General features: G+C 42.2%; 21 protein-coding genes. 14 read left to right on the top strand and 7 right to left on the bottom strand.

Annotation, left to right across the window (positions count from 1 at the left end; translation table 11 throughout):
* Entirely contained in the window at positions 1 to 1,236 is a 1,236-nt protein-coding gene (locus ABD036_RS16190) for an MFS transporter (protein WP_343861802.1), read from the bottom strand.
* 346 nt (positions 1,237 to 1,582) lie between these two features.
* On the opposite strand from ABD036_RS16190, the gene ABD036_RS16185 reads away from it, so the two are divergent.
* Together ABD036_RS16185 and ABD036_RS16180 are read left to right on the top strand one after the other, a co-directional pair.
* Positions 1,583 to 3,058, top strand: a complete 1,476-nt coding sequence (locus ABD036_RS16185) for a NarK family nitrate/nitrite MFS transporter (RefSeq protein WP_343861800.1) — start codon at positions 1,583 to 1,585, stop codon at positions 3,056 to 3,058.
* A gap of 70 nt (positions 3,059 to 3,128) precedes the next feature.
* A complete protein-coding gene (locus tag ABD036_RS16180; protein WP_343861798.1) occupies positions 3,129 to 4,883 on the top strand; it encodes a bifunctional protein-serine/threonine kinase/phosphatase in 1,755 nt (584 codons plus the stop codon).
* A 132-nt stretch (positions 4,884 to 5,015) separates the two neighbouring features.
* Here the strand turns inward: ABD036_RS16180 and ABD036_RS16175 are convergent, their stop codons facing one another.
* Positions 5,016 to 5,408 (bottom strand): ribonucleotide reductase subunit alpha, encoded by a 393-nt coding sequence (locus ABD036_RS16175; RefSeq protein WP_343861796.1) that lies wholly within the window; start codon positions 5,406 to 5,408, stop codon positions 5,016 to 5,018.
* Positions 5,409 to 5,674: 266 nt separating this feature from the next.
* Here ABD036_RS16175 and ABD036_RS16170 point away from each other — a divergent pair, with 266 nt between their 5' ends.
* Positions 5,675 to 6,805: a GGDEF domain-containing protein gene (locus tag ABD036_RS16170; RefSeq protein WP_343861794.1), complete on the top strand. Its 1,131-nt coding sequence runs from the start codon at positions 5,675 to 5,677 to the stop codon at positions 6,803 to 6,805.
* A gap of 325 nt (positions 6,806 to 7,130) precedes the next feature.
* Complete coding sequence (locus ABD036_RS16165; RefSeq protein ID WP_343861792.1) at positions 7,131 to 7,310, top strand: hypothetical protein; 180 nt, start codon at positions 7,131 to 7,133, stop codon at positions 7,308 to 7,310.
* A gap of 361 nt (positions 7,311 to 7,671) precedes the next feature.
* Here ABD036_RS16165 and ABD036_RS16160 read toward each other — a convergent pair whose 3' ends face one another.
* Positions 7,672 to 8,625 carry a diguanylate cyclase gene (locus ABD036_RS16160; protein ID WP_343861790.1) on the bottom strand — a complete coding sequence of 318 codons (954 nt, stop codon included), beginning with the start codon at positions 8,623 to 8,625 and terminating at the stop codon, positions 7,672 to 7,674.
* Positions 8,626 to 8,656: 31 nt separating this feature from the next.
* Positions 8,657 to 9,646 carry a response regulator gene (locus ABD036_RS16155; protein WP_343861788.1) on the bottom strand — a complete coding sequence of 330 codons (990 nt, stop codon included), beginning with the start codon at positions 9,644 to 9,646 and terminating at the stop codon, positions 8,657 to 8,659.
* 214 nt (positions 9,647 to 9,860) lie between these two features.
* On the opposite strand from ABD036_RS16155, the gene ABD036_RS16150 reads away from it, so the two are divergent.
* The 7 genes from ABD036_RS16150 (at position 9,861) to ABD036_RS16120 (ending at position 16,997) form a co-directional block, all read left to right on the top strand.
* Positions 9,861 to 10,022 (top strand): hypothetical protein, encoded by a 162-nt coding sequence (locus tag ABD036_RS16150; RefSeq protein WP_343861786.1) that lies wholly within the window; start codon positions 9,861 to 9,863, stop codon positions 10,020 to 10,022.
* A gap of 73 nt (positions 10,023 to 10,095) precedes the next feature.
* Positions 10,096 to 11,421, top strand: a complete 1,326-nt coding sequence (locus ABD036_RS16145; protein WP_343861783.1) for a sigma-54-dependent transcriptional regulator — start codon at positions 10,096 to 10,098, stop codon at positions 11,419 to 11,421.
* Positions 11,422 to 11,435: 14 nt separating this feature from the next.
* Entirely contained in the window at positions 11,436 to 11,645 is a 210-nt protein-coding gene (locus ABD036_RS16140) for a histidine kinase (RefSeq protein WP_343861782.1), read from the top strand.
* A 65-nt stretch (positions 11,646 to 11,710) separates the two neighbouring features.
* Positions 11,711 to 13,186, top strand: a complete 1,476-nt coding sequence (locus tag ABD036_RS16135) for an ATP-binding protein (protein WP_343861780.1) — start codon at positions 11,711 to 11,713, stop codon at positions 13,184 to 13,186.
* 16 nt (positions 13,187 to 13,202) lie between these two features.
* Positions 13,203 to 13,661: a response regulator gene (locus ABD036_RS16130; RefSeq protein WP_343861778.1), complete on the top strand. Its 459-nt coding sequence runs from the start codon at positions 13,203 to 13,205 to the stop codon at positions 13,659 to 13,661.
* A 21-nt stretch (positions 13,662 to 13,682) separates the two neighbouring features.
* Positions 13,683 to 15,653, top strand: coding sequence for an ATP-binding response regulator (locus ABD036_RS16125; RefSeq protein WP_343861776.1), 1,971 nt, complete (start codon positions 13,683 to 13,685; stop codon positions 15,651 to 15,653).
* Positions 15,654 to 15,908: 255 nt separating this feature from the next.
* On the top strand, positions 15,909 to 16,997 hold the full coding sequence (locus ABD036_RS16120; protein ID WP_343861774.1) for a zinc-binding metallopeptidase family protein: 1,089 nt from the start codon (positions 15,909 to 15,911) through the stop codon (positions 16,995 to 16,997).
* Here ABD036_RS16120 and ABD036_RS16115 read toward each other — a convergent pair.
* Complete coding sequence (locus ABD036_RS16115; protein WP_343861772.1) at positions 16,989 to 17,717, bottom strand: proteasome-type protease; 729 nt, start codon at positions 17,715 to 17,717, stop codon at positions 16,989 to 16,991. The genes ABD036_RS16120 and ABD036_RS16115 overlap by 9 nt on opposite strands.
* A 207-nt stretch (positions 17,718 to 17,924) precedes the next feature.
* On the opposite strand from ABD036_RS16115, the gene ABD036_RS16110 reads away from it, so the two are divergent.
* Both ABD036_RS16110 and ABD036_RS16105 read left to right on the top strand, forming a co-directional pair.
* The gene (locus ABD036_RS16110; protein WP_343861770.1) at positions 17,925 to 19,382 is read left to right on the top strand and encodes a circularly permuted type 2 ATP-grasp protein; all 1,458 of its coding nucleotides are present in this window, start codon (positions 17,925 to 17,927) and stop codon (positions 19,380 to 19,382) included.
* 1 nt (position 19,383) lies between these two features.
* Positions 19,384 to 20,304, top strand: a complete 921-nt coding sequence (locus ABD036_RS16105; RefSeq protein ID WP_343861768.1) for an alpha-E domain-containing protein — start codon at positions 19,384 to 19,386, stop codon at positions 20,302 to 20,304.
* Positions 20,305 to 20,359: 55 nt separating this feature from the next.
* Here ABD036_RS16105 and ABD036_RS16100 read toward each other — a convergent pair whose 3' ends face one another.
* A complete protein-coding gene (locus ABD036_RS16100; RefSeq protein ID WP_343861766.1) occupies positions 20,360 to 20,503 on the bottom strand; it encodes an entericidin A/B family lipoprotein in 144 nt (47 codons plus the stop codon).
* Positions 20,504 to 20,810: 307 nt separating this feature from the next.
* On the opposite strand from ABD036_RS16100, the gene ABD036_RS16095 reads away from it, so the two are divergent.
* Positions 20,811 to 21,968, top strand: coding sequence for a PQQ-dependent sugar dehydrogenase (locus ABD036_RS16095; protein ID WP_343861765.1), 1,158 nt, complete (start codon positions 20,811 to 20,813; stop codon positions 21,966 to 21,968).
* 337 nt (positions 21,969 to 22,305) lie between these two features.
* Here ABD036_RS16095 and ABD036_RS16090 read toward each other — a convergent pair whose 3' ends face one another.
* Entirely contained in the window at positions 22,306 to 23,319 is a 1,014-nt protein-coding gene (locus ABD036_RS16090) for a DUF3080 family protein (protein ID WP_343861763.1), read from the bottom strand.
* Positions 23,320 to 23,324: the final 5 nt, after the last annotated feature.

Raw genomic sequence — 23,324 nt, 5'->3', positions numbered from 1 at the left:
TCATTCGTCCTGATCTAAAAAATTAAATTGCTTTGCATTAGCAACACGTTGCATATAACGCTCCCGTTTAATCGCTAAATGCATCAGCAACATGCAAACTGCTAAGACTCCATACAACAGCATAAAACAAGCGCTATATACGCCAACCCAATCAACGGCCAAACCAAATAACACGGGTAACGTGCAGCCACCAAGTGCACCTAGCATGGCCACGAGGCCACCAACGCTGCCCATTTGTTCTGGGTAGTAATCATTAATAAGCTTATACACACTTGCCCTGCCAAACCCTTGCGCAAGACCAATAATCAATAGCAAAAGCGTGAAAATCCAAACATTTAATTCAATTGATAGATTAACGTCTTTATCTACTCCATGAATGGTCATAGTCGTCGGTGGGTAGCTCAGGAAAAACAGACATATCAGACAAATCCAAAATACGCTCCAATTGACATTACGGGCGCCAAACCGATCAGCAAACCAGCCGCCAGCGGCTCTTGCCATGCTTGAGCTAATCACAAATAACAGGGTCAAGGCCATGGCTTGATTGAATGGCAACGTATAAGCGTTGACGTAGTATTGAGGAAGCCAAAGGATTAACGCCAAAAAACTACCAAAGACAAAGTAGTAATACAGGCCAAAACGCCAGACCTTCGCTTGTTTCAAGGGTTTAGTAAAAAAAGCAAAATCCTTGGGTTTAGCATTGCTTTGATAGTGCGGCGCGTTTGGGGCGATAAACCAAAACGCTAAACAGGTAATAAGCACTAAAATACTGTAAGTCGGCCCTATGTAATGCCACCCCCACACATCATTAATATAGGGAACCACAATCAGGCTAATGGCGGCTCCTGCGTTTCCGGCACCAAACACCCCCATTGCGGTGCCTTGTTCCGTACTTTTGAACCAATCTGTGAGATAGCGGATCCCAATGGTGAAAGACACCCCCGAAATGCCGATTAACAAGCCTACGATTAAATAACCGCCAAAACTATCTACCGCGGGCAATAGGAATAAGGGGGGCACAACAACAAACATTTGGATTACAAACAGTACTTTGCTTGAATATCGCTCACATAAAATGCCTATCGGCAATCTTAACAATGCACCTGTGATGATAGGAGCCGACAGTAGTATGCCCATTTGAGTCCCAGATAATCCTAATCTGAGTTTTAACTCAATACTCATCACCGAATATAACGTCCAGACCGAAAAATTCACTGCAAAGGCTATCGTAGCCATGATTAGCGCACGGGTCGACCGTCCTTTTTGAATCGTAGTTTCCAATCTTTATTGTCACTCTGTTAATCGCAGTTGCGGTTAACTATAGCGCTTGCTAATTCAGTTCTCTATATCTCCAACTAGTTGCTAATTTCTTTTTCAACTATTTGGACTACCCACTATTGAGTAGTGTGTTCAGAACCTATGCGGATTGTGAGCTTAAGACCCGTTACCACTTAAGAGTTAAGCCCTTTTCAATCTGCACATTCCGACACTTTTTAGCACTAATACAAGCTCGAAAAGCATGTCACTATGTTTACTATTCAAAACAATTACGAGCGTGCCATGGGCACAGTAGGAGTGTGAAATGTCCACCCATAGCAAACTAAACCTGTTTGATATTAGAGATCCTAAAATCAAAACACTGCATATAACTTGGTTCGCCTTTTTCCTTTCGTTTCTAGTGTGGTTTAGCCATGCGCCTTTGATGGTGTTTATCAAGGAGGCCTTTGATTTAAGTACGGAGCAAGTCAAAGCGTTACTTATTTTGAATGTCGCACTGACTATCCCTGCGCGCATAGTGGTAGGGATGCTGGTGGATAAGTTTGGTCCGCGTCATGTCTACAGTGGCCTATTGATCAGCTCTTCATTTATCTGCTTCGGCTTTGCGATGGCTGATAGCTATGCCCAATTAGCCTTATTCCGGTTTTTGCTTGGTTTTGTTGGTGCTGGCTTTGTGATTGGTATTCGCATGGTTGGCGAATGGTTTCCGGCAAAACAAGTGGGGATAGCAGAAGGGATTTATGGGGGATGGGGAAATTTTGGCTCTGCCGCTGGCGCCATGACATTACCCACTATTGCGATGTTATTTGGCGGTGATGATGGTTGGCGTTATGCTTTGGCGTTAACTGGTTTGTTTACGCTCCTCTACGGCGTCTTCTATTTTACCCAGGCGCGCAATACGCCAAAAGGATCAACCTATTTCAAACCGAAAAAATCAGGTGGTTTAGAAGTCACCAGTAAAGGAGATTATTTCTTTTATCTGGCGACTAATGTGCCCATGTATTTGGCATTGGGCGTACTGGCGTGGAAATTATCGCCAGCCGGTGTCAATTTATTTGATGATGTAGCTATGTACAGTTTGTGGGGCGCGCTTGGCGTGTTATTTATTCTACAAACAAGTCAAATCCATAAGGTAAATAAAGAAAATCTAGCGCATGGCGTGCCTGAATTGGAGAAATACAAATTTAAACAAGTCGCTATTCTCAGTGTTGCCTATTTTGTGACTTTCGGCTCTGAGTTAGCCGTAGTGTCAATGCTTCCACTGTTTTTTCTAGATACCTTTGTTGGCCTAGATCCTGTTAAAGCGGGATTACTGGCTGCCGGCTTTGCTTTTATGAACTTGATTGCACGTCCTACTGGAGGCTGGTTTTCAGATAAAGTTGGTAGACGTAAAAGCTTGTTGATCTTGATTGGTGGCTTGTCGGTTGGTTATTTTATGCTGAGTCAAATAAACGGAACTTGGTGGATCCCAGTCGCAGTCGCCTCAACGATGGTGTGTTCGTTCTTTGTACAAGCCGGCGAGGGCGCAGTATTTGCTATTGTGCCTTTGGTGAAACGTCGTATGACAGGACAAATAGCCGGCATGACCGGTGCTTATGGTAATGTTGGTGGTGTGACTTATCTTACCGTATTGTCATTTGTCGATTACAGCACCTTCTTTTTAATAATAAGCCTTTCTGCAATAGTAATATTTTGTGCATGTTGGTTTTTAGATGAGCCAAGAGGCCAAATTGCTGAGGTGGCAGCTGATGGCAGTGTGCATATGATTGACGTAAGCTAGTCTATCTGCAAATTAGAGGAGCTTATTTTAAGAGCCCCTAAGTGTATTTAATCGCCATTTGAGAAGTGTAATGACCAAAGCATTGCAAGAGCAACCTAATCAATCTACAGCACTGCATGTTGAGATGGCGTGCGCTTCAATTGCAGGGCTTAAACCTGTTAATGAAGATGCGGTAAATACTCAGGTACCGGATAATGACCATGATCTTGTCAACAAAGGTGTTTGTGTAGTGATAGCCGATGGAGTTAGCAGTGCCGAAGCAGGGAAACAAGCGAGTCAATATAGCGTCGAAACATTTCTAACCGAGTACTTTCGTACGCCAGATACATGGTCAGTCAAGCACGCAGGTCAAAAAACCTTATCCAGCATCAACCTCAATTTATTTAAAAAGAGCCATGCCTTTACCCAGCAAGAAAAAGGTTTTTTATGCACCTTCACCGCAGTGGTGCTTAAATCTTGTACTACACATTTTTTTCACGCAGGCGACTCACGTTTGTATCGATTTAGGCAAAATGAACTGACTCAATTGACCCGAGACCATACGGTTAACCTTGGTGGCGGCAAAAATATCCTGTCACGGGCCGTGGGCATGGACAACGTATTGCAAATTGATTACGGAAAATCGGTCTCGGAACAGGGCGACTTGTTGTTGTTAAGCACGGACGGCATACATGATTTTGTCTCTCAAGAATCGCTAGCGCGTGTATTGAGTTCCAATGTCAGCATTCAGAATATGTGTGACCAATTGATAGCGCTAGCGCAACAGGCTAACAGTGATGACAATATCAGTTGTGCGATTGCCCAGATCATCAATTTACCAGAAGAGAGTCGCGACGATCTGAACGCAAAGTTAACTCGATTGCCGTTTCCACCAGATCTTGCGCCCGGCATGAAATTGGACGGCTATCGCATTGATAAAGAACTCTTTGCCAGCAGTCGTAGTCAAGTTTACTTAATCACCGATATACAAAGCCAACAGCAAATGGTGATGAAAACGCCGTCAATAAACTTTCAGGATGATGTACATTATATAGACCGCTTCATTCAAGAAGAATGGATTGGCAAGCGCATCAGTAGCCCTCGAGTGGTCAATATTATCAGCCAACATAGGGACCGAACCTGCCTGTACTATTTGATGGAGTACGTGCCAGGGATCTCGCTGGATCGATGGATGCAAGAAAATCCGTTGCCAACGCCTAAAAAAGCTATTGGCATTGTTAAACAAATTGCTCAGGCGTTAGCTGCTTTTCATCGGTCAGAAACTATTCATCAAGACTTAAAACCGAGCAATATTATTATTGATGACGATATGAACATCAAAGTGATCGATTTTGGCTCGGTGTTTGTCGCAGGAATAGCGGAAATATTCATTCCACTCGAACATTTAGGTGCACTAGGCACTGCTAGTTATTCAGATCCTCATTACTTGCAAGGCAAAAACACAGGTGTTCAGGGGGATATCTATGCGCTAGCGACTATCACCTATGAATTGTTCACCGGCCACTTGCCTTATGGTGAGAAAATTGAGCAGTGTGCTCATTCTCTTGATTTCGACAAGCTTCGTTATGTGCCGGCTAGCAGCTATAACCCCATTATTCCAGTGTGGTTCGACCGCGCATTGGAAAAAGGCGTCAGCTTTGACCTCGCTAATCGCTATACCAGATTACAAGATTTTGTGGATGATGTGACGCAGCCCAATCCCGTATTTTTGCAAGATGATCCTGTGGTACAGCAAAGTCGAGGCTTAATATTTTGGCAGTTAATGTCGGCATTTTGGGTGGTTATGTTGGTGCTTGTCGTTATTTTGTTTTCAACCTCGAGTTAGCTCTATCCCAACCGAGCAGTGAAATACCTAGACGTGAGGGACAGAGCAACATGTGAGCAGTCGCTGCCATATAAAACAAAACAAAAATTAGGCGTTACTTCTAGCCGTTAAAGGTAACGCTTCAGGAGGGGGCTAACCAGCGGTGAGCTCTATTGGATTCTCATCTCGGTCAAACACCACGTATTGCATGATATTACTGCCGGTCATAATATCATCGGTCATCTTATTTAAGTAAGGTTCAGCATCTTCGCTACTAGGCGCTTTTTTGAGTTCACCACCTAGGCTAGCAATAAACACGAAATCCCAATTTTTATTCACGCAATCTGCTTCGCTCACTAACGCTGAAAAGTTACTTATTTCTTCAGGTAGTTTATCCACAACCATAGTGGGTTCAATCGTGCCTTTTTTATCGTCTTGTTTGCGACTTTTCTTGGTGGTCTTGGCACTAGCGAATAGAAAAAGTAGCCGTTGTGGATCCGGCTGTTCATTGGCCATTTCGAGCAGTGTACTAAAATTCGACAACATCTTAACTCTCCTTCTTGTCCAAAGAGATTATCAAATTGTCGAAATATATGTGGCAGTTAATGGAGGTATGCAGCTATCACTTTGTGAGTAGAGTTGAATCCAACTAATTGAATAAATTGATTTTAAATTTTTAGCAACTAGTATATTTGTTAGCATGCGATGAATATTGGTAGGTCTCATTTAGCAAAGAAGTAACTAGCTATTTGCGCACTTTGTTATTAGTATTTTAATTCAACTTCCTTGTTTCCATTATGGCGTATTAACGATTGATTGATAAAGACGAAAAAATTCAATACCGAATCGATATGGACATGTTGAGCCGCGCCAAGACAGGGATCTTTTTGTACGCGATTGTCATGCCCGTGGTTTTTTGGCCATTTGACTTTTATCAGCTGCAACCTGAGTTGAGTGTGATTTTTGCGCTTAGCATGTTAATCGTTAGTCTGTTACGCGCAGTTCATCACGTCTTTGCAGAACGTATTTATGGTTATTCTGCTCGATTATGGCGGGGAATGTTTTTTTTATTATCAGGATGCCATGCCTGCATATTGAGCATTTTTTTCGTACTTTCTATTTACGATGAACGTTTTACCCCCATCCTGCATGTGACCATGTTGGCAATCGGGGGGATATGCAGCGGGGCAGTGGTTGCCCTTATTCCTAGGATTAAATTTGCGTTAACCAATTTAACGATTCTGCTTGGTCCATCAATTATAATGGGGTTGGTAATCGAAGGTAAGTTGCCTTTTGCTGGGATGATAGCCGCGTATTATGGATTTATTGCCATGATCGGCGTTCGCTCTTCCAAGGAATATATTCGTTCGTTTGAGATAGAGTTAAAACTTGATGAGCAGAATTCTGAATTAGAAAAGCAAAGTAAAATTGATGCGCTAACCACTATATATAATCGCGGATACTTTAATTCTGAATTAGAAAAGCAGTGGGATTATGCAACACGCCTAAACCTGACAGTAACCGTTTTGTTAATTGATATCGATCACTTTAAATCCTTCAATGATAATTATGGCCATTTGGTTGGCGATGCCTGTTTGATCCATATCGCCACTACGTTAGATAAGGCTGGAAAAAGGAAAACAGACTTGGTTGCCCGCTTTGGTGGTGAAGAGTTCGTGCTGTTGCTGTTAGAAAGTGGAAAAAGCGAAGCGCCTGCGATAGCTGAAATGCTGCGTCGAAAAATTGAAGAAACTCCCTTTGTACTCAATGGCAGAGAGTTACCCGTGACAGCGAGTATTGGTGTAGCCAGTGTTCAGCCAGACGCTAAAATGAAACCTAAGCGTCTAATTGAACAAGCCGATGCCGCTCTTTACACCGCAAAGGCGGCTGGCAGAAACCGCGTCAATATTTTCCACGACACGACTCAGATCACCACTATTTAAGTCTAAATCTCATAGCCCTGGGGCCAAGGGCCAACGCGACCATTAAACGTCCGCGACTCCTTTTACTTTAGGCGGTGATTCTTCACCCAAATACTTACACGTAATTCATCACCTTAAGCGTAATTTTTTCTTACTGGATTGTAATTCATTCACAACAACCTCAGTGATTGTCTCTTCGAGTTTTGTAATAGAAATTAATCTTCTTATATATCAATAGTTTAAAATCGTCATTTCAATGGCATGAAAACTGCTCTTTGTCTTAAATACAGATTTGCATTAACGCTCTATTAGTCAAAAACAATGAAGTATAACTTAAGGAGTCAGTATGATGTTTAAGTGGGCAGTAGGTTTGATGACAGTCATTACCTTAGCGACAATAGCAACCGTGGGAATAAGCACAGAGTCAATAGATCTTATAATTCAAAGTCTTTTTTTCTTACTTATTTTACCCATCACCTTATCCCTTGCAGTTAACGCCATTCGTGGTAGAGGGCCAACCGTTTAACACCCATTTTTCGAACTATTTAACCACTTAGTTGATTATGACTGGCTTGTGCACGTTATAATCAACTATTTCCGGCTTAACTTGGGCAACTATCGTTGGTTATGAGAGGCAAGGAAAACTACCCTTAGTGAGGCTTGCGATGTCCGCCCGTACAACTTCGCAAACTAATGATTAAATTAAGTAGGATCTTAATCGATATTCGTTAAGTTACGTTAGTCTAGAGTTTTATTCATTTAAAGATGCGCCAACTTACACCTTGTTAACGTTATGTTTTGGGTAGACAAACTAACGGCCAATCCATTAACGTTACTTTCATAGCCATCAGTTAACGTCAACTATTGAACCGTATGCCACTACAGCATCAGTTTACCTGAGCCGTTACGCAAACTTGGTTCTTACCGGAATTTTTTGCGCGATACAATTCTTGATCAGCCAGTTGAATTAATTTCTCAACACTTTCACCGCGCTTTGGTTGCAGTGAATGCCCCCCAATACTAACGGTGATATCTTCAGATTTAGTCACCCCGTGTTCGTCGACGAATTCGATAGGGGTTCCTTCTATCAATTTGCGTATATCTTCGGCTATCTTACTTGCGCCTATTGCATCGGTGTCTGGTAAGACACAAACAAATTCTTCTCCGCCATAGCGCGCTACCAAATCATCAGGACGATGTACGGTTGTTGCGATTCTTTTGGCTATACTTTTTAGACACTCATCGCCAGCGACATGACCAAATTCGTCATTAAATTGCTTAAAATTATCGACATCTATCATCAGCAAAGACAGCGGCACTTTGGCTCTCGCGCAAGATAACCAGTCCAATCCAAAACGCTCGTCAAATTGATATCGGTTACACACTCCTGTTAAGCCGTCGATTAATGCTAACGAGCGCAGTAAATCAGCTTGGCGTTTTACTTCTACATGGCTTTGGGTGCGTGCCCAAGTGATAGTCGCATTAATAGGTTTACGAATGAAGTCGATGGCACCAGCCTCGAAACCCTTGACCTCATCCTCCTCCTCTAAATTTGATGTAATAAAAATAACTGGGATATGTGACGTGGCAGCATTCGTTTTCAATTTGTCACACGTCTCGTAACCGTCCATCTCTGGCATATTTATATCAAGCAAAATAATGTCAGGTAGTAATTCCCCTGCCATTTCTAGACATTTCACCCCTGTGCTGGCCATAAATACGTGAAAGTCATCCTGAAATATTTCATACAGCTGCCTTACGATAAGTGGTTGGTCGTCAGCAACCAGCAATACAGGTTTTCGTTGCGTAATACTGTTTACATTGATGATCTTATTTTTCATTAGTACTCACCTTGCACTTGAAGCTCATTTTCTACTCCGGATCAATTAAGCTCAATGCTTTTTTAAATCTGAGTTGATCTGCATATAAAAACAATTGTTCGATGAAGGCATTGTCTGGGCGCTGATTTCTAATCTTCTTAATGTAAGAGATGACACTCAAGTCGTTCTGCTTGAGCATCAGTTTAATTTCCTTGCATTCATCTTGTGTCAACACGGAATCATCCAGCACCAGTTTTGAACTCATCGCGTTATAATCGCTAAGTTTTAACATTGATTTGAGTAAACTGACGTTTTCTGCGTTTACTTTCGATAAGGTTTGAATCTTTTCAACCATCTTTGAGCGTGGTAATTCATTATGTAGCTCAGAGGCCGCTATACTATTAACTTGAGCAAGCACATCCACCATCCCCATTGTTGCAGAAATGCCTTTTATCGCATGCAAAATAGAGCGTGTGGACTGCAGGTCTTTTGCCTTTTTCAAACACTTCAGTTGCTTGTCGAACTCTTCTTCGTAAAGAGCTAACAGACGTTCAATAAGTTCCACATTGTTATCGAATCGTTCAAGTATTTGCTGCTTTAAACCTTTGCCGTTGTTAGGTTGCGCTGGAATCGATTCATGAACGTTACCTAACTCTTTTGAGCTAAGAAGAGTCAAGATCAGCTCGCACAACTTGTGAAGATCTATAGGTTTTGCTATGTGACCATTCATTCCAGCTTTAAAGCACGCCCATTGATTCTCAGGTTTGGCATTTCCGGTAATGGCTACAATCGGCAACGACTCAAAATCATCATTTTCCCTAATAATCTCAGTCGCCTGAATTCCGGTTAACACTGGCATGTCGACATCGGTTAAGACAATGTCAAACTCTTTGGTCTTAGCAAGTAAGGTATCAACCAATTGCTGACCATTTAAAGCCGTGTCGACCGTCGCTCCATGAAGTTCGAGAAGCTCTTTTAGCGCCTCATTATTGAGCTCACTATCGTCGACCAAAAGAATATTGATTTTGTCGAGTTTTTTCACTTAAAAATTGCCTTTTACCAATCTTGCCAGCTCTAAAATTCGAGCGAAAATTTTGTCAATCGAGCCAAATTCAAGCGCCGGAACACATGCTTATAGGCTGAAAAACTAACCCTTATACGACTAAAAGTAATTAACCGATTAAAAAGAGGTGCTAGCGTTTAACTTGGTAGTTACCAAACGTATTTCGGTGCCTGTCGGTATAACGAGTCAGTGCATGTCTATGTTAAATTCGATTTGGCTAAAAACTGCGCTTTTGCAGCTTGAAATTCAGTCTCAATATTTGTACTTCAATAATCATGCCGAATTTCCCTACACGATGCAGGGCGTGGTTTTCATGCCTATTTGCCACTTGAAAAATGTAAAAAAAGTACAATAAAAATGTAGGGTTTACAGACTTGGCAGTGTAGACTTTTTACATTACTAAGAATTTTCACTTTCTAGGGTGGGCTGTGTTGAAGGTATTATTAGTCGATGATGACACTGATTTTACAGATGTCGCGTATCAAATTATTGAATTTTTAGGCCATGAAGTGTCGGTTGCTAGCACCTTGAGAGAAGCGAAGCAGTGGTTAGAACATCAGCAGTTCGACCATATTTTACTCGACTTCATGTTACCTGATGGCAGTGGTTTACACTTAATTGATGAGTTGTCTAAAAATGGCAGTTCTACATTCATAACGCTGATCACGGGGCATCCATCTGTCAAAGGCATTCTGGCGGATTTATGCAGTACTAATATCAATTATTTGGTCAAACCCTTGCAGCGGGAAGATATTGAACGTGTCCTGAACCGTAAGACAAAAAGACAAGCTAAACCTACGGCGGCCAGTTCCGCTCATTATGGTTGCCTAGTCGGTGAGTCGCCTAAAATGCAAGAACTGTATTTGATGATTGAACGGGTGTCCAAAACGAACGCGAATGTCATGTTAATGGGCGAAAGTGGCGTTGGTAAAGAGGTCGTTGCGCAAGCAATTCATAGTGCCAGTAACGTTGAAGGACCGCTTATCACCACAAATTGCGGAGCAATGTCAAAAGAGCTGATAGGCAGTGAGTTATTTGGACATGAAAAAGGCGCTTTTACCGGCGCTGTAGGGCGTAAAATTGGTGTCTTTGAGCGTGCTGAGAAAGGGACGTTGTTTCTCGATGAAGTTACGGAAATGCCAATTGATATGCAGCCTAACTTGTTAAGAGTATTAGAGTCTAAACGGGTCACTCGTGTTGGTGGGACTCAGGAAATTGCGGTCAACTGCCGCGTTGTTTCTGCCACCAACCGAAGTGTTCAGGAATTGGCGCAGAGCAATATTTTGCGTGAAGACATTTACTTTAGATTGGCCGTATTTCCTATTGAAATCCCAAGTTTACGTGAACGAAAAACCGATATTCCGCTATTAGCTGAGTCATTTCTAAATGAACTCAACAGTGAAAACGGCACCTCTTTTAAATGGAGCGAAGCGCAAATAAAGAGACTTTGCGAATATGACTGGCCTGGTAATGTTAGGGAACTGCGTCATGCCGTGCATCGCGCATTTATTATGAGTGATCCAGACACAACAACCATTGATTTACCCGGCAGTTTCGCATCTCCTTTTGCCGGTAGTCAGAATACCTCCAATCAAATAGCGGCGGGTCAAACTATTGAAAGTGTAGAAAAGGAATTGATCCGGGCGACGTTAGAGCAAGTAGAAGGAAACAAGACACTTGCCGCTGAAATGTTGGGTATTAGCACTAAAACCTTATATAACAGACTCCATGCATATGGTGATTTTGAAGAGTAAAGTGGAGGTAAAAAATGTCACAATCTGCAACGACTGAAAATTTACAAGAAAAGGTCCATGATGCCAGAGGACCGCTTAACCGTATTTCAATGAATGCGGAACTAATCAAACTTGTGTTACAAAATGACATGCCAAAAGAAAAAGCCTTAGAAGCTATCGATAAAATTCTATTGGCCTGTCAAGACTGTAGTGAAAAACTACAAAATATTTCTGACTTAAAATGATGGTCTAAAATTTGCTTTGTTGTAACCAATTTTCAATTGCGTGGGTTCCCACAAGAGTTTAAAACATGAAGTACAGTCGTTTACTGGGAAATAATGTATTTTCTTGGGTCACCATTGTGGTCATCGTACTGGCAGTCATCTGTGCTAATGCCTATCTTGCAGTAAAAACAACCAAAGAATTAACCAGCCTTCAACAAAATATTACCAATACTGACACCGTTGTTATGACGCTGGATGATCTGCATTTGGACATTCTCGCAGCGCAAAACAGTCAACGCGGTTTCCTCTTAACAAGAGAAGACGACTACCTGCGAACCTACAGAGCGTCTATGGAAACACTTTCTAGTCAGCTATCGAAATTTAAAGACTTGGGTACACAAATAGTTGGAAGCGACGAGTTAATTGATCGGTTACTTGGTGTCATTAATAAAAAAACCAGCGATTTAGAGCTAAGTGTCACTCAAGCTCTAGCTGCCAATGCTGATGCACCTGTAAGCATAAGGGAATTTTGGTTAGGACATGGTTACTCTGAGCAGATTGAGGCGCTTTTTGATCAACTCGTCAACAAAGAATTGCAATACCGTGACGTGTTAATCAGTCAATTGAGCAAAGCTAAAAATGAGTCTGTTGTTACGTTTATCGTGTCGGCAGCCACAAGTACATTTTTATTGCTTGGGTTATTGTTTCTCGCACGGGCAAATCTGGCAAGTGAAGAACAGTTTCGCAATGAACTTGAGTTACAAAACCAAAATCTAGCTGAAAAAGTCAAAGAAAGAACCGCGGCATTAACGGTTTACTCTGAAGAATTAGTCAGAAGCAATCGAGAGCTTGAGGATTTCGCTTTTGTTGCTTCTCATGATTTACAGGAGCCGTTACGAAAAATTCGTGCCTTTGGTGACAGATTGGAATCTAACTATGCTGAACAATTAGGTGAAAAAGGACAGGATTACTTACAGCGCATGCAAAATGCGGCCAAAAGAATGTCCAACTTAATTAGTGATCTATTGGAGTTTTCAAGAGTCACAACCAAAGGCAAAGCATTTGTCGAAGTAGACTTAAACACGGTCATGAGCAACGTGATTGGTGATTTAGAGATCGCGGTTGAAGAAAGTCAAACTACATTTGAAATTGATAAGCTACCCATAATTTCAGCAGACCACAGTCAAATGAATCAACTTTTTTTGAACTTAATTTCAAATTCGATTAAGTTCAGAAGAGTGGATGTCCCCCCACTAATTAAGCTTACTTGGCATAGTCAATCACTATTCAATGAACTCATTAATGAGTCAGAAGAATGGCATATTATCCAGCTGACTGATAATGGTATAGGTTTTGAAAGTGAGTTTGCAGATAAAATTTTTGTGCCATTTCAACGCTTACACGGACGAACTGAATATCAAGGGACGGGAATTGGCTTAGCAGTGTGTCGACGAATAGTTGAACGCCACGGTGGCAAAATAGAAGCTAAGAGTGAACTTGGGAAAGGGGCGATCTTTGAAATAAAACTGCCCGTTGTCAAAAAACAAGAAACTACGATTTAGTTAAGAAGAGGGAAATATGACAGATCAAAATAAACGACCTTTGATAATTTTGATGGCTGAAGATGATGAAGATGATAGATTGTTAGCCAAAGATGCGTTGCGAGAGAGTCTCGTTCTTAATACATTGAAAACGGTTACGGACGGGGTTGAGCTGATGAATTACCTGTACCGAAAAGGCAAATACGCGGACAAAGAAACGTATCCTCGTCCAGGCCTGATACTGCTGGATCTTAATATGCCGAGAAAGGACGGTAGAGAGGCTTTGGCAGAGATTAAAGCTGACCCTGATTTACGCACAATTCCGGTTGTCATATTAACCACCTCAAAAGAAGAAGAAGATAAAATCAAAGGCTACGGATTAGGTGCGGCATCTTATATTGCTAAGCCCGTCAATTTCGAAGGTCTGGTGAACGTTATGAAAGCGCTGGGAAGATATTGGGTTGAAATTGTTGAGCTTCCCGAAAGCAAATCATAGCAACGGGTAAATATTCAAGTTATGGAAGTCAAATCAGCACGAATACTCTTTGTCGAGGATGACGAAGATGATTATATTCTAACTGTTGAACAGTTGGAAAAACTGGATAATTATCATTTCGAGATCGATTGGGTGACGACTCGAGACGAGGCTCTGCATAAATTGCAGTGTAACGAGCATGACATATGTTTATTGGACCATCAATTAGGAGCCTATACCGGTTTAGACGTGCTTCATCAGGCCAATGAGCTTGGCTCACATGTGCCAATTATTATGTTAACCGGTCAGCCAGACGAAGAGTTAGATAAGCTGGCTTTGGATGGCGGCGCAGCAGATTTTCTGAGTAAAGGCGAGATCTCGGATGCACGCTTTGCACGGGCAATACGATATGCTATTTCGCGCGTGGAAGTGCAAAAAGCGCGACAACAAAGTATCGATGCGCAAACCGAGAGTCGCTCTAAAGACAGGTTTATTGCACACCTTAGCCACGAATTGCGAACGCCGCTTACCTCGATTCTTGGTTATGCTGAGTTATTAATAAATTCCGATAAAGCCAATCAGGCACATGAAGAGCTTTCAGCCATATTAAACAATGGCAACCATCTACTTAGTCTATTAAACGATATTTTAGATTTGTCAAAAATTGCCGCTGGCAAGCTCCAGTTAAAATCAGAGTCCGTAATGTTTAGTAGCTTTATTGGGGACATATTAACGCTAATGTACGTTCCCGCTGCAAGTAAGGGATTGGCGCTGCATTGTGAGTGTATAAACCGCATTCCAAAAAATATTATTACTGACCCCACTCGGTTACGACAAGTCATAATCAATCTCATGTACAACGCCATTAAATTCACTCAAAAGGGCAGCGTCACATTAAAAATTGAATACGATCAGATCACAAGCCCAGAGCTGCTAAAAATCAGCGTGTCAGATACTGGAGTAGGGATACCCAAAAAAGACCTTGATTCCATTTTCACGCCGTTTCAACAATTAGAAAAAGTGGCCATGAAGGGAGAGGCAGGATCTGGTTTGGGGTTAGCTATATCAAACGAACTTATTCGCCGCATGGACGGTGAAATATCGGTAGAATCAGAAGTGAACAAAGGTAGTACTTTTACCGTCATTTTGCCTTTGGCGCCATCTTGTCGCTCGGACTTGGAGTCGTTAGAAATCGGTATTTCTGATATTCAACCGAAACAAGAATATGCACCGTTACAAGGAAGTGTTTTAGTTGTTGATGATTTAAAAGATATCAGGCAATTAGTTGGCGGCATGTGCCGTTCCTACGGGTTGAATGTCTCGTACGCAAAAAATGGCCAACAAGCGGTCACAATTATTGAATCAGGTGAACACAATATCGATTTAGTTATTATGGATATTCATATGCCCGTCATGGATGGTAAACAAGCCATTGTGAATATTCGTAAACAGGGCTTCGCCAAACCGATTTTTGCTCTTACCGCTGCGAGGATGAAAGGTAGCGATAAGGAACTCAAACAGCTGGGGTTCAATAATGTCATTAGCAAGCCGGTTCGACAAACCGAATTGTATGACCAACTGGCTGACTCGTTAGCTCGACAAAAACAAGAAAACAATAACCACAGCTATCACGTTCCAGAGCGATTATCTAACCATGTCTTAATAGTGGAAGATGACAAGGACGCAGCGGAATTGATTGTATTACTACTGCAAAGTTTAAAGATTAACGCTGAAGCTGTATTGAATTACCAAAGTGGTTTGCAAAAGCTCTCTAACAACAATAATTACACTCATGTATTCGTCGATAAAAATTTGCCTGATGGTGATGGTTTGGAGCTTATAAAACAAATTGAAGCGCTGTGCCCAGATCCTATCGACATTAGTCTAGTGAGTGGCGAGGAAGTCGATTCAGATACAGCCGCAAAATATGGGATTAACAGAAGCTTACTCAAACCTATAAATCTAGAACAGTTGCGATCCATATTTAGCTCCACCAAGCATAAGGAAATTTAAGCAAAGCAGTGGGGAAATCAAATACATTAGCGACTTCCCCAAGGTTCATCGAAATCCACACTAACGTTATTGCAAAAACGGCAGTTGGATCACTTTCAAGATAAGCGCGACGGTTTAGTTGTTAGAGGATTATGTTACTCTGCGCTGTTGATTAATGTTTCTCTGAGACATTTTTAGTGTTTCGCTAAACTGATAAGATCATTTCATGAGAATAGCGCGAGTACGTGCCATTGTTTTAATAAAAAGGCGGATCCTTTGAAAACATTTACTTGCCAGTGTGGAAACACGCTGCATTTTGCCAACAGCCGTTGTGTGTCATGTGGGCTGATATTGGGATTCATTCCAGAAGATACGCAATTAAGCGCGTTTACTACCAATCAATATGGCAACCTCCAAGCGTCCAGCAATGGCTTGCTCTATCGTCAATGTAAAAATTATTCTCAATATGACGTATGCAACTGGATGGTATCTGTTGATGAAAGTGAGGATTATTGCGGATCTTGCCGCTTAAATGAAACTATTCCAAACCTTGACGAATCCGACAATTTAACCTTGTGGTTTCGCGTTGAACAAGCCAAACGTAGACTGCTTTACACCTTATTAAAACTCGGTTTGCCGATTCAAAGTCGGCGACAAAATCCAAATGGTGGATTGGGTTTTAGCTTTTTGAAAGATCAAACTCAGGACCAATATGGCAACGAGCTGACAATTAAAAGTTTCGTCACCACGGGGCATGCTAACGGGCTGATCACCATTAATATTAATGAAGCAGACCACGGCACTAGAGTCGATATGCGCGAGAAAATGAATGAGCGTTATCGCACCTTGCTTGGGCATTTTCGTCATGAGTCCGGGCATTACTATTGGGACCGATTGATCGCCAACAGTGACAGGCTTGAGGAATTTAGGAAATTGTTTGGTGATGAACGATTAGATTATGTCGGTGCTATGCAAAGTTATTATAAAAATGGCCCAAATCCAAATTGGCAGAATGTGTGGATAAGTGCGTATGCCAGTATGCATCCTTGGGAAGATTGGGCTGAAACTTGGGCCCATTATCTACACATGATAGATACCTTGGAAACCGCTAATGATTATGATTTTAGCGTGTCTGGCAACATGCTGGCCAACCCAATCCCAATGGAAACCAACAACGATCAGGTATACACGGCTAGCAGCTTCACTCATTTGTTTAATGATTGGTGCCAATTAACCAAAGTGCTAAACGCATTGAACCGCAGCATGGGGTTGGACGATGCTTACCCTTTTGTGATTTCAATCTCAGCATTGGATAAATTACGCTTTGTGCATGAGTTGGTCATCGACGCTAAAAGCTCAGCCTGATTTCTCCCATTCGAAACGAGGGAGGCGTTTAATCGCGTTGCTAAGTCCTTCGTTCCATTGTTTCAATACTGATTTATACATTGCATTATTAGGGCCCATCACGTTGTGATAGGGCTCGCAAATTTCGTTTTCCCGCAGAATCGCTAACTCAATTGGGGGGCCCACTGAGATATTGCTGCGTATCGTCGAGTCGAGTGACACAATGGCGCATCGCGCAGCGTCTTCTAATGACGTTGTGGGGGTGATGAAGCGATCCAAGATAGGTTTACCATATTTGTTTTCACCGATTTGCAAAAAGGGCGTTTCAGCAGATGCGGAAATAAAGTTACCCTGCGGATAAATGAGAAATATTTGGCTTTTTTGCCCCGCAATTTGACCACCTAAAATAAAGCTCGATTCGTTATTTGATTTGGACTTATCCATCGCATCAGCATGACGCTTTTGTTCTTCTTGGCTTAACTGTCCAATATATTGAGCGACTTCATGCAAGTAATCTCCTTGGCTAATATCAAATTCAGCATCGGGATCTTTCAAATCCTTATCGATGGCGTTCAGCACGGCCTGCGACGTGGCTAAACTGCCCGAGGTTAATAAAACGAGGGTTCGATTATTCTCAAACACGAACCGGCTCATTTTACTGTAGGTCGCGACGTAATCGACACCGGCATTGGTTCTAGAATCAGAAGCAAAAACTAACCCTTTATTTAAGCTTACAGCCAAACAATAAGTCACAAATATTCTCGCAAGTAGTAGTCGGTAATGGTGTTAAGGATTTCGCCATCCCGAACGATAAAAGTCATTTCGCATTCTGAATGGGTCTGATACGTAAAACAACTGTTCTATTAATTTTAAAGTATCAGTGAGACTGTTTTTCAGCGATCTTCTGCGTATACTAAATATTCAACTTATGTAATGCACGGAGAGAACATGGCTATACGTTGGGGAAACTACGCAGTAGGTCAATTTTACGATGAATTGATCCAAAGTCGCGGAAAACCTAGAGCTTACGCTGCGGCTTTGTGTGATTACTTAAAAGGCTTAAGTGACAGTGAGGTAAGTGAATATAAAATCGCTGCTGAATCTGCTATTCATGTGATGGGTATCACCTTTCGTGTTTACAACGATGAAGAGGGGTCGATCGATAGAGCCTGGCCGTTCGATATTATTCCACGTCTCATTGATGTTAAAGAATGGAAGCAAATAGAAGCGGGCCTGAAACAGCGGGTCAAAGCACTGAATATGTTTATTGATGATTTGTACAATGAGCAAAATATTATCAAAGATGGCATCTTCCCAGCTGAGTTACTGAAAAAATCGAAAAACTTCTTACCGCAATGTAAAGGCTTCAGTCCACCTCATGGCATATGGGCACACATTTGCGGTTCTGATTTGGTAAGAGACGAGCAGGGCACTGTTTATGTTTTAGAAGATAACTTGCGGGTACCCTCCGGTGTTTCCTATATGTTGGAAAACCGCCAAGTCATGAAACGCGTATTCCCAGAAATGTTTGAAGAATACAATATATTACCGGTGGACGATTATCCGTCTGATCTCTATGACATGTTAGCCAATATGTCGCCGCGAGATATCGATGAACCAGAAATTGTGGTGTTGACACCAGGTATCTATAACTCTGCGTATTTTGAACATGCTTATTTAGCCCAACAGATGGGGGCTGAGCTTGTTGAAGGTGACGATTTGGTGGTTGGTGAAGACGATTGCGTGTACATGCGCACCATTAGTGGTTTGAACAGAGTGGATGTTATATACCGTCGCATTGATGATGCGTTTTTAGATCCTGAAGTCTTCAATCCAGACTCTACCTTAGGCGTACCTGGTCTAATGCGAGCTTGGAAAGCGGGCAATGTGGCGTTAGCCAATGCGCCTGGTTCTGGGGTTGCTGATGACAAAGTGGTGTACAGCTTTGTGCCACAAATCATTGAATACTATCTGGACGAAGAGGCATTGCTGCCAAATGTACCTACTTACCGATGTATTAATCCCGATGAACGACACTATGTGCTGGAAAATATCGAGAAAATGGTGGTTAAACCGGCAAACGAATCTGGGGGGTATGGCATGCTCATTGGCCCACACTCCGGTGTAACAGAGCACAATAAATTTCGTAAATTGATCGAAGCTGATCCACGCAACTACGTGGCGCAACCTATGCTGTTATTGTCGACGGCTCCGACTCTGGTAGAAAATAATACCGCCGAAGGGCGTCATCTAGATTTGCGGCCGTTCATTTTGAGTGGCAAGGACATTAAAGTCACTATGGGAGGTCTCACCCGAGTCGCGATGGTGAAAGGCTCGACAGTAGTCAATTCCTCCCAAGGTGGTGGCAGCAAAGATACTTGGATTATTGACATGGAGGGCGCTTAGTATGTTGTCACGTGTAGCGAATAACTTATGTTGGATGGGGCGGTATTTAGAGCGTGCGGAAAATACCGCAAGATTAATCAACGTTAATTTTAACCTATTACTCGATTTGCCAAAGAGCATTGTGTTGGGCTGGGAGCCCATTGTCGATATCGTTTCTAACCGCGAAGATTTTTATGCTCACCACAGTGATGCGAACGAACGCAGTGTGGTGAACTACATGGTGGCAGATAAACGCAATATGGGATCGATTGTAAGCTCGCTCAGTGCCGCTCGAGAAAATGCCCGAACAGTGCGGGAAATTATTCCTCGTGAAGCGTGGGAACAAATAAACGAACTGTATCTTTTCGCCAAGGATAACCATCACAAAGCTTTAGCGCGTCGCTCTCGTTACGAGTTTTTAAGTGAGATCATCGAATCGAATCAAAAAATAACCGGTATTTTAGTCGGCACCATGACCCATGATGAAGGGTATCAATTTTTGCGGATTGGTCGAAACTTAGAAAGGGCAGATATGACCACAAGGATCATTGACGTGCGCAGCGCTAGCTTATTGCCAGATACCGAAACTGAGCAATCTGCGTTTGAAAATTTACAATGGATGAGTGTACTTAAATCGCTTACTGCCTATCAAATGTACCGACGTGAGATGCGCTTACGGATAAGACGGCCGGATGTGTTGAAATTTCTGTTATTGGAAGATCGATTTCCACGCTCTTTGATGCATACCTTGCATCAGGTAGCTAATTGTCTGGAGCTGCTTCCCAATTACAACGATCCCTTGAAAGAGATAAAACAACTAGAGAAGCAACTAACTGATGCTAATCCGCAGGCGCTGATCCAAGATAAATTGCATGTATTCATTGATGATATGCAATTGGGATTGATTAATATTTACAATAAAATAGAAGAAACCTATTTTTAACCATAAAAAAAGGCGGCATCCACGAGAGGATGTCGCCTTTTACTTACTTTACTGCTTAACGATTATCGGTAGCATCTTCTATTTGGTCACCTGCATTTTCAACGTCTTCCCCCATGCCTTCAATGGTCGCGCAACCCGACAGTGCAGCAAGTACAAAAGCGAAAACGGCAAATCGACGTAAAGTAGTAGAAATGTTCATAAAAGTCTCCTTGGTACTTAAAATATCAATTTAGTGGCTATATCACCTAAACCTAATGCGAATCACATGCCAAAATGTAACGTGCTGAAATTAATAAATAAATATACTAGTTGGCAGTTCGGAAGAGGTTGAATAAGCACTTTTTTCAAATGTCATTCGTCATTTTTACACGGTGTTTAATACACAGAAGCGCTTCCATCTTCTAAGCTTAAAAACCATTGAACTATTCTAGCTAAGATGACGTAAACGAATTCACGAGTAAACGACGGGCACAGAGATGTCAATTAACTTAAATAAAAGGTCTATTATGATTGCTTTAATATCAAAACGGATGTTCACGATCCTCAGTGGCTGGATGCTTATCACTTTTTCTGCGGTGGCAATGGTTAATATCAACAGCAGTGATGGTGTTGTTATTCAAGGTGAGGAACTTGAAACCTTTAATCGCCCTTGGGCAATGGCATTTTTGCCCAGTGGTCAGGCATTGGTAACAGAGAAATCAGGTGCTATATGGCTTGTTGAAAACACGGGCAAGAAAATAACGACTGTGGCTGGCGCACCTGAGATCTCAGCGCGTGGTCAAGGTGGTATGGGCGATATCATTGTCCACCCAGATTTTGGCGATAATGGGGTAGTGTTTATTTCCTACGTAGAACGGGACCCAAATGATGATGCTTTTAGTGGCGCGGTGGTTGAGCGAGCAACATTGAGTCTGAGCAATTCGGCTGCCAAACTGGAGGAGCGTAAAATAATTTGGCGACAGTCCCCCAAAGTCAGTGGCAATGGACACTACGCACATCGCTTGGCGCTGTCTCCTGATGGTAAGTTATTTATCACGTCGGGTGAGCGCCAGAAATTCACGCCTGCGCAAAACATGGCGATGAATCTGGGTAAAGTGGTGCGAATTAATCAAGATGGCTCGATCCCTGAAGATAATCCGTTTTATGTAAACGGTCCGATAACCAATCAAATATGGTCGTTAGGACATCGCAATCCTCTTGGCATTGATTTTGATTTGGACGGACAATTGTGGGTCCATGAAATGGGGCCTAGACACGGAGATGAATTGAACCTTATTGAAAAAGCACGGAATTACGGCTACCCAAATGTGTCTGAGGGAGCACACTATTCTGGCGTTGAGATCCCATCTCACGACACTGTACCTGTTTACGTTTCTCCTGTAGTCGCTTGGGTTCCAGCAATTAGTCCCGCTGGCTTTGTAATATATAAAGGTGACAAGTATCCTAACTGGAAAGGAGATGGGTTTATCGGTGGTTTATCGTCCAAGGCCATTATTCGAGTTGAATTTGAAAAGCACCAAGAACGTCCGCACTTACGCGCTAAAGAAGCGGCTAGATATGAATGGGGACAGCGTGTTAGAGAGATTGAACAAAATCAACAAGGAGAGTTATTTGTACTAGAAGATGGTGAAAACGGTCGCTTGATTAAGCTTTCTGTTAAGTAGCTAACCGTTGCCATGCTCCAATAGTTTTTGGGGACCAATCTCGCAGAGTCGGCTTGGTTCCCACTGAGGATTTAGCTAGTAATGTTTAATGTCGCCCCACGCCCAAGTCAGATCTAATTCTACTAATTTTTCCTTCACATCACATGGCCTATCATAACTGTGAATGGGTAGGGAATCGCTTAGATATTGTATTTTCCATCGCTTAAAATGTGGATCTCGTTGAAACTGAATTTTGCCAATCAATTCATTATTGGCATTGTAAATAAAACAGGTTCGTCTTGAATATCGGTAGTTAGTATCGCGCATGACTGTAATTATATACAGTTATCGAGATAGTTTAAATGGATTTCTGTGGTGACAGCCCGCAGGAGTCAAATAATGACTGCCAAAACTCAATATGTGCTTGCAGTGCCTGCTGGTAGTTTTGGAATTGTTGTAAATTATTAGACAAATACAGCTGAAATGCCGCAGAAAGCTCGGGTCGTTGCATAAGTTCAATGATAATAGGAGATAAGGTGTAATGGACTTGATTCATATTGCTCGCAAAAGGTTGAATCCGATCAACAAAATATGAGCTAAAGACGTTCTTTAAATAAGATACTTGCTGCTTCGACTGCGACGAGGAGCAGGTAAGTTGTTTTTCTGCGCGAGCCAATTTCTCATTGATATCAGTCAAGTGTTCTGTAACCAACCTTTGAGAGCGCCACAGCTTCGCTAGCAATGGATTAGAGCGTAAACTATCCAGTGACTTTTCTACGCGTTCAGGTACGGCAGCTTCTCCGCGTGAAAGTGATATCAGGTAGTTTAATGCCTGCTTATATTCTTGCAGCTCGGCAGGTTTAACATTTGATAACAATGATTGATTACTACTTAAGGTATTTTTAAATTCACTGCTGTTTTGAATTAAATCAGCCCACACCAAAGGGTAGTGCTTTTTTTTCTGTGCAATCCATTGTTGTAATTGACGGCGCTGTTGTTGTTCTTGCTCCGACGTGCTGGCTAAACAAGTTTCTAATCCAAAGATCAATTGATATTCATAAACCAGTCTGACCGACGGTAGCTGCACTTTGCCAAGTGCGGTATTGCGCTGCGCAATTAAAGTAGAAACATGACATTCATTCAGGGCATAGAAGTCGCGCATGCTGATGTTAGTGCTAGGTATCGAAACCCTTAGTTGACTTGCGGGCGGAAAACGTAACGATACTGTGGGTTCGATTTTAACAAAGGTCTGGTTTAGTACATTGGCTAACCTATGTCGATACGTATCAAGATCATTGACTATCGCCGGTGCTCGGCACGCGGAGAGCATCGCGCAACTTATTAATATCAGCAAACTGCTGGCTGCCTGCAATTTGT

This window comes from Aliiglaciecola litoralis, assembly GCF_039523355.1.
Classification (GTDB): domain Bacteria; phylum Pseudomonadota; class Gammaproteobacteria; order Enterobacterales; family Alteromonadaceae; genus Aliiglaciecola; species Aliiglaciecola litoralis.
The sequence above is the reverse complement of the archived record's forward strand: the minus strand, read 5'-3'. Positions and strand labels throughout refer to the sequence as shown.

Bases quoted from the DNA above. Each gene is read 5' to 3' on its own strand.
- ABD036_RS16165 (WP_343861792.1), top strand. From the start codon at position 7,131: ATGATGTTTAAGTGGGCAGTAGGTTTGATGACAGTCATTACCTTAGCG.
- ABD036_RS16135 (WP_343861780.1), top strand. From the start codon at position 11,711: ATGAAGTACAGTCGTTTACTGGGAAATAATGTATTTTCTTGGGTCACC.
- ABD036_RS16175 (WP_343861796.1), bottom strand. From the start codon at position 5,408: ATGTTGTCGAATTTTAGTACACTGCTCGAAATGGCCAATGAACAGCCG.
- ABD036_RS16095 (WP_343861765.1), top strand. From the start codon at position 20,811: ATGATTGCTTTAATATCAAAACGGATGTTCACGATCCTCAGTGGCTGG.
- ABD036_RS16185 (WP_343861800.1), top strand. From the start codon at position 1,583: ATGTCCACCCATAGCAAACTAAACCTGTTTGATATTAGAGATCCTAAA.
- ABD036_RS16190 (WP_343861802.1), bottom strand. From the start codon at position 1,236: ATGGCTACGATAGCCTTTGCAGTGAATTTTTCGGTCTGGACGTTATAT.
- ABD036_RS16160 (WP_343861790.1), bottom strand. From the start codon at position 8,625: ATGAAAAATAAGATCATCAATGTAAACAGTATTACGCAACGAAAACCT.
- ABD036_RS16100 (WP_343861766.1), bottom strand. From the start codon at position 20,503: ATGAACATTTCTACTACTTTACGTCGATTTGCCGTTTTCGCTTTTGTA.
- ABD036_RS16110 (WP_343861770.1), top strand. From the start codon at position 17,925: ATGGCTATACGTTGGGGAAACTACGCAGTAGGTCAATTTTACGATGAA.
- ABD036_RS16130 (WP_343861778.1), top strand. From the start codon at position 13,203: ATGACAGATCAAAATAAACGACCTTTGATAATTTTGATGGCTGAAGAT.
- ABD036_RS16180 (WP_343861798.1), top strand. From the start codon at position 3,129: ATGACCAAAGCATTGCAAGAGCAACCTAATCAATCTACAGCACTGCAT.
- ABD036_RS16140 (WP_343861782.1), top strand. From the start codon at position 11,436: ATGTCACAATCTGCAACGACTGAAAATTTACAAGAAAAGGTCCATGAT.
- ABD036_RS16125 (WP_343861776.1), top strand. From the start codon at position 13,683: ATGGAAGTCAAATCAGCACGAATACTCTTTGTCGAGGATGACGAAGAT.
- ABD036_RS16105 (WP_343861768.1), top strand. From the start codon at position 19,384: ATGTTGTCACGTGTAGCGAATAACTTATGTTGGATGGGGCGGTATTTA.
- ABD036_RS16150 (WP_343861786.1), top strand. From the start codon at position 9,861: ATGTCTATGTTAAATTCGATTTGGCTAAAAACTGCGCTTTTGCAGCTT.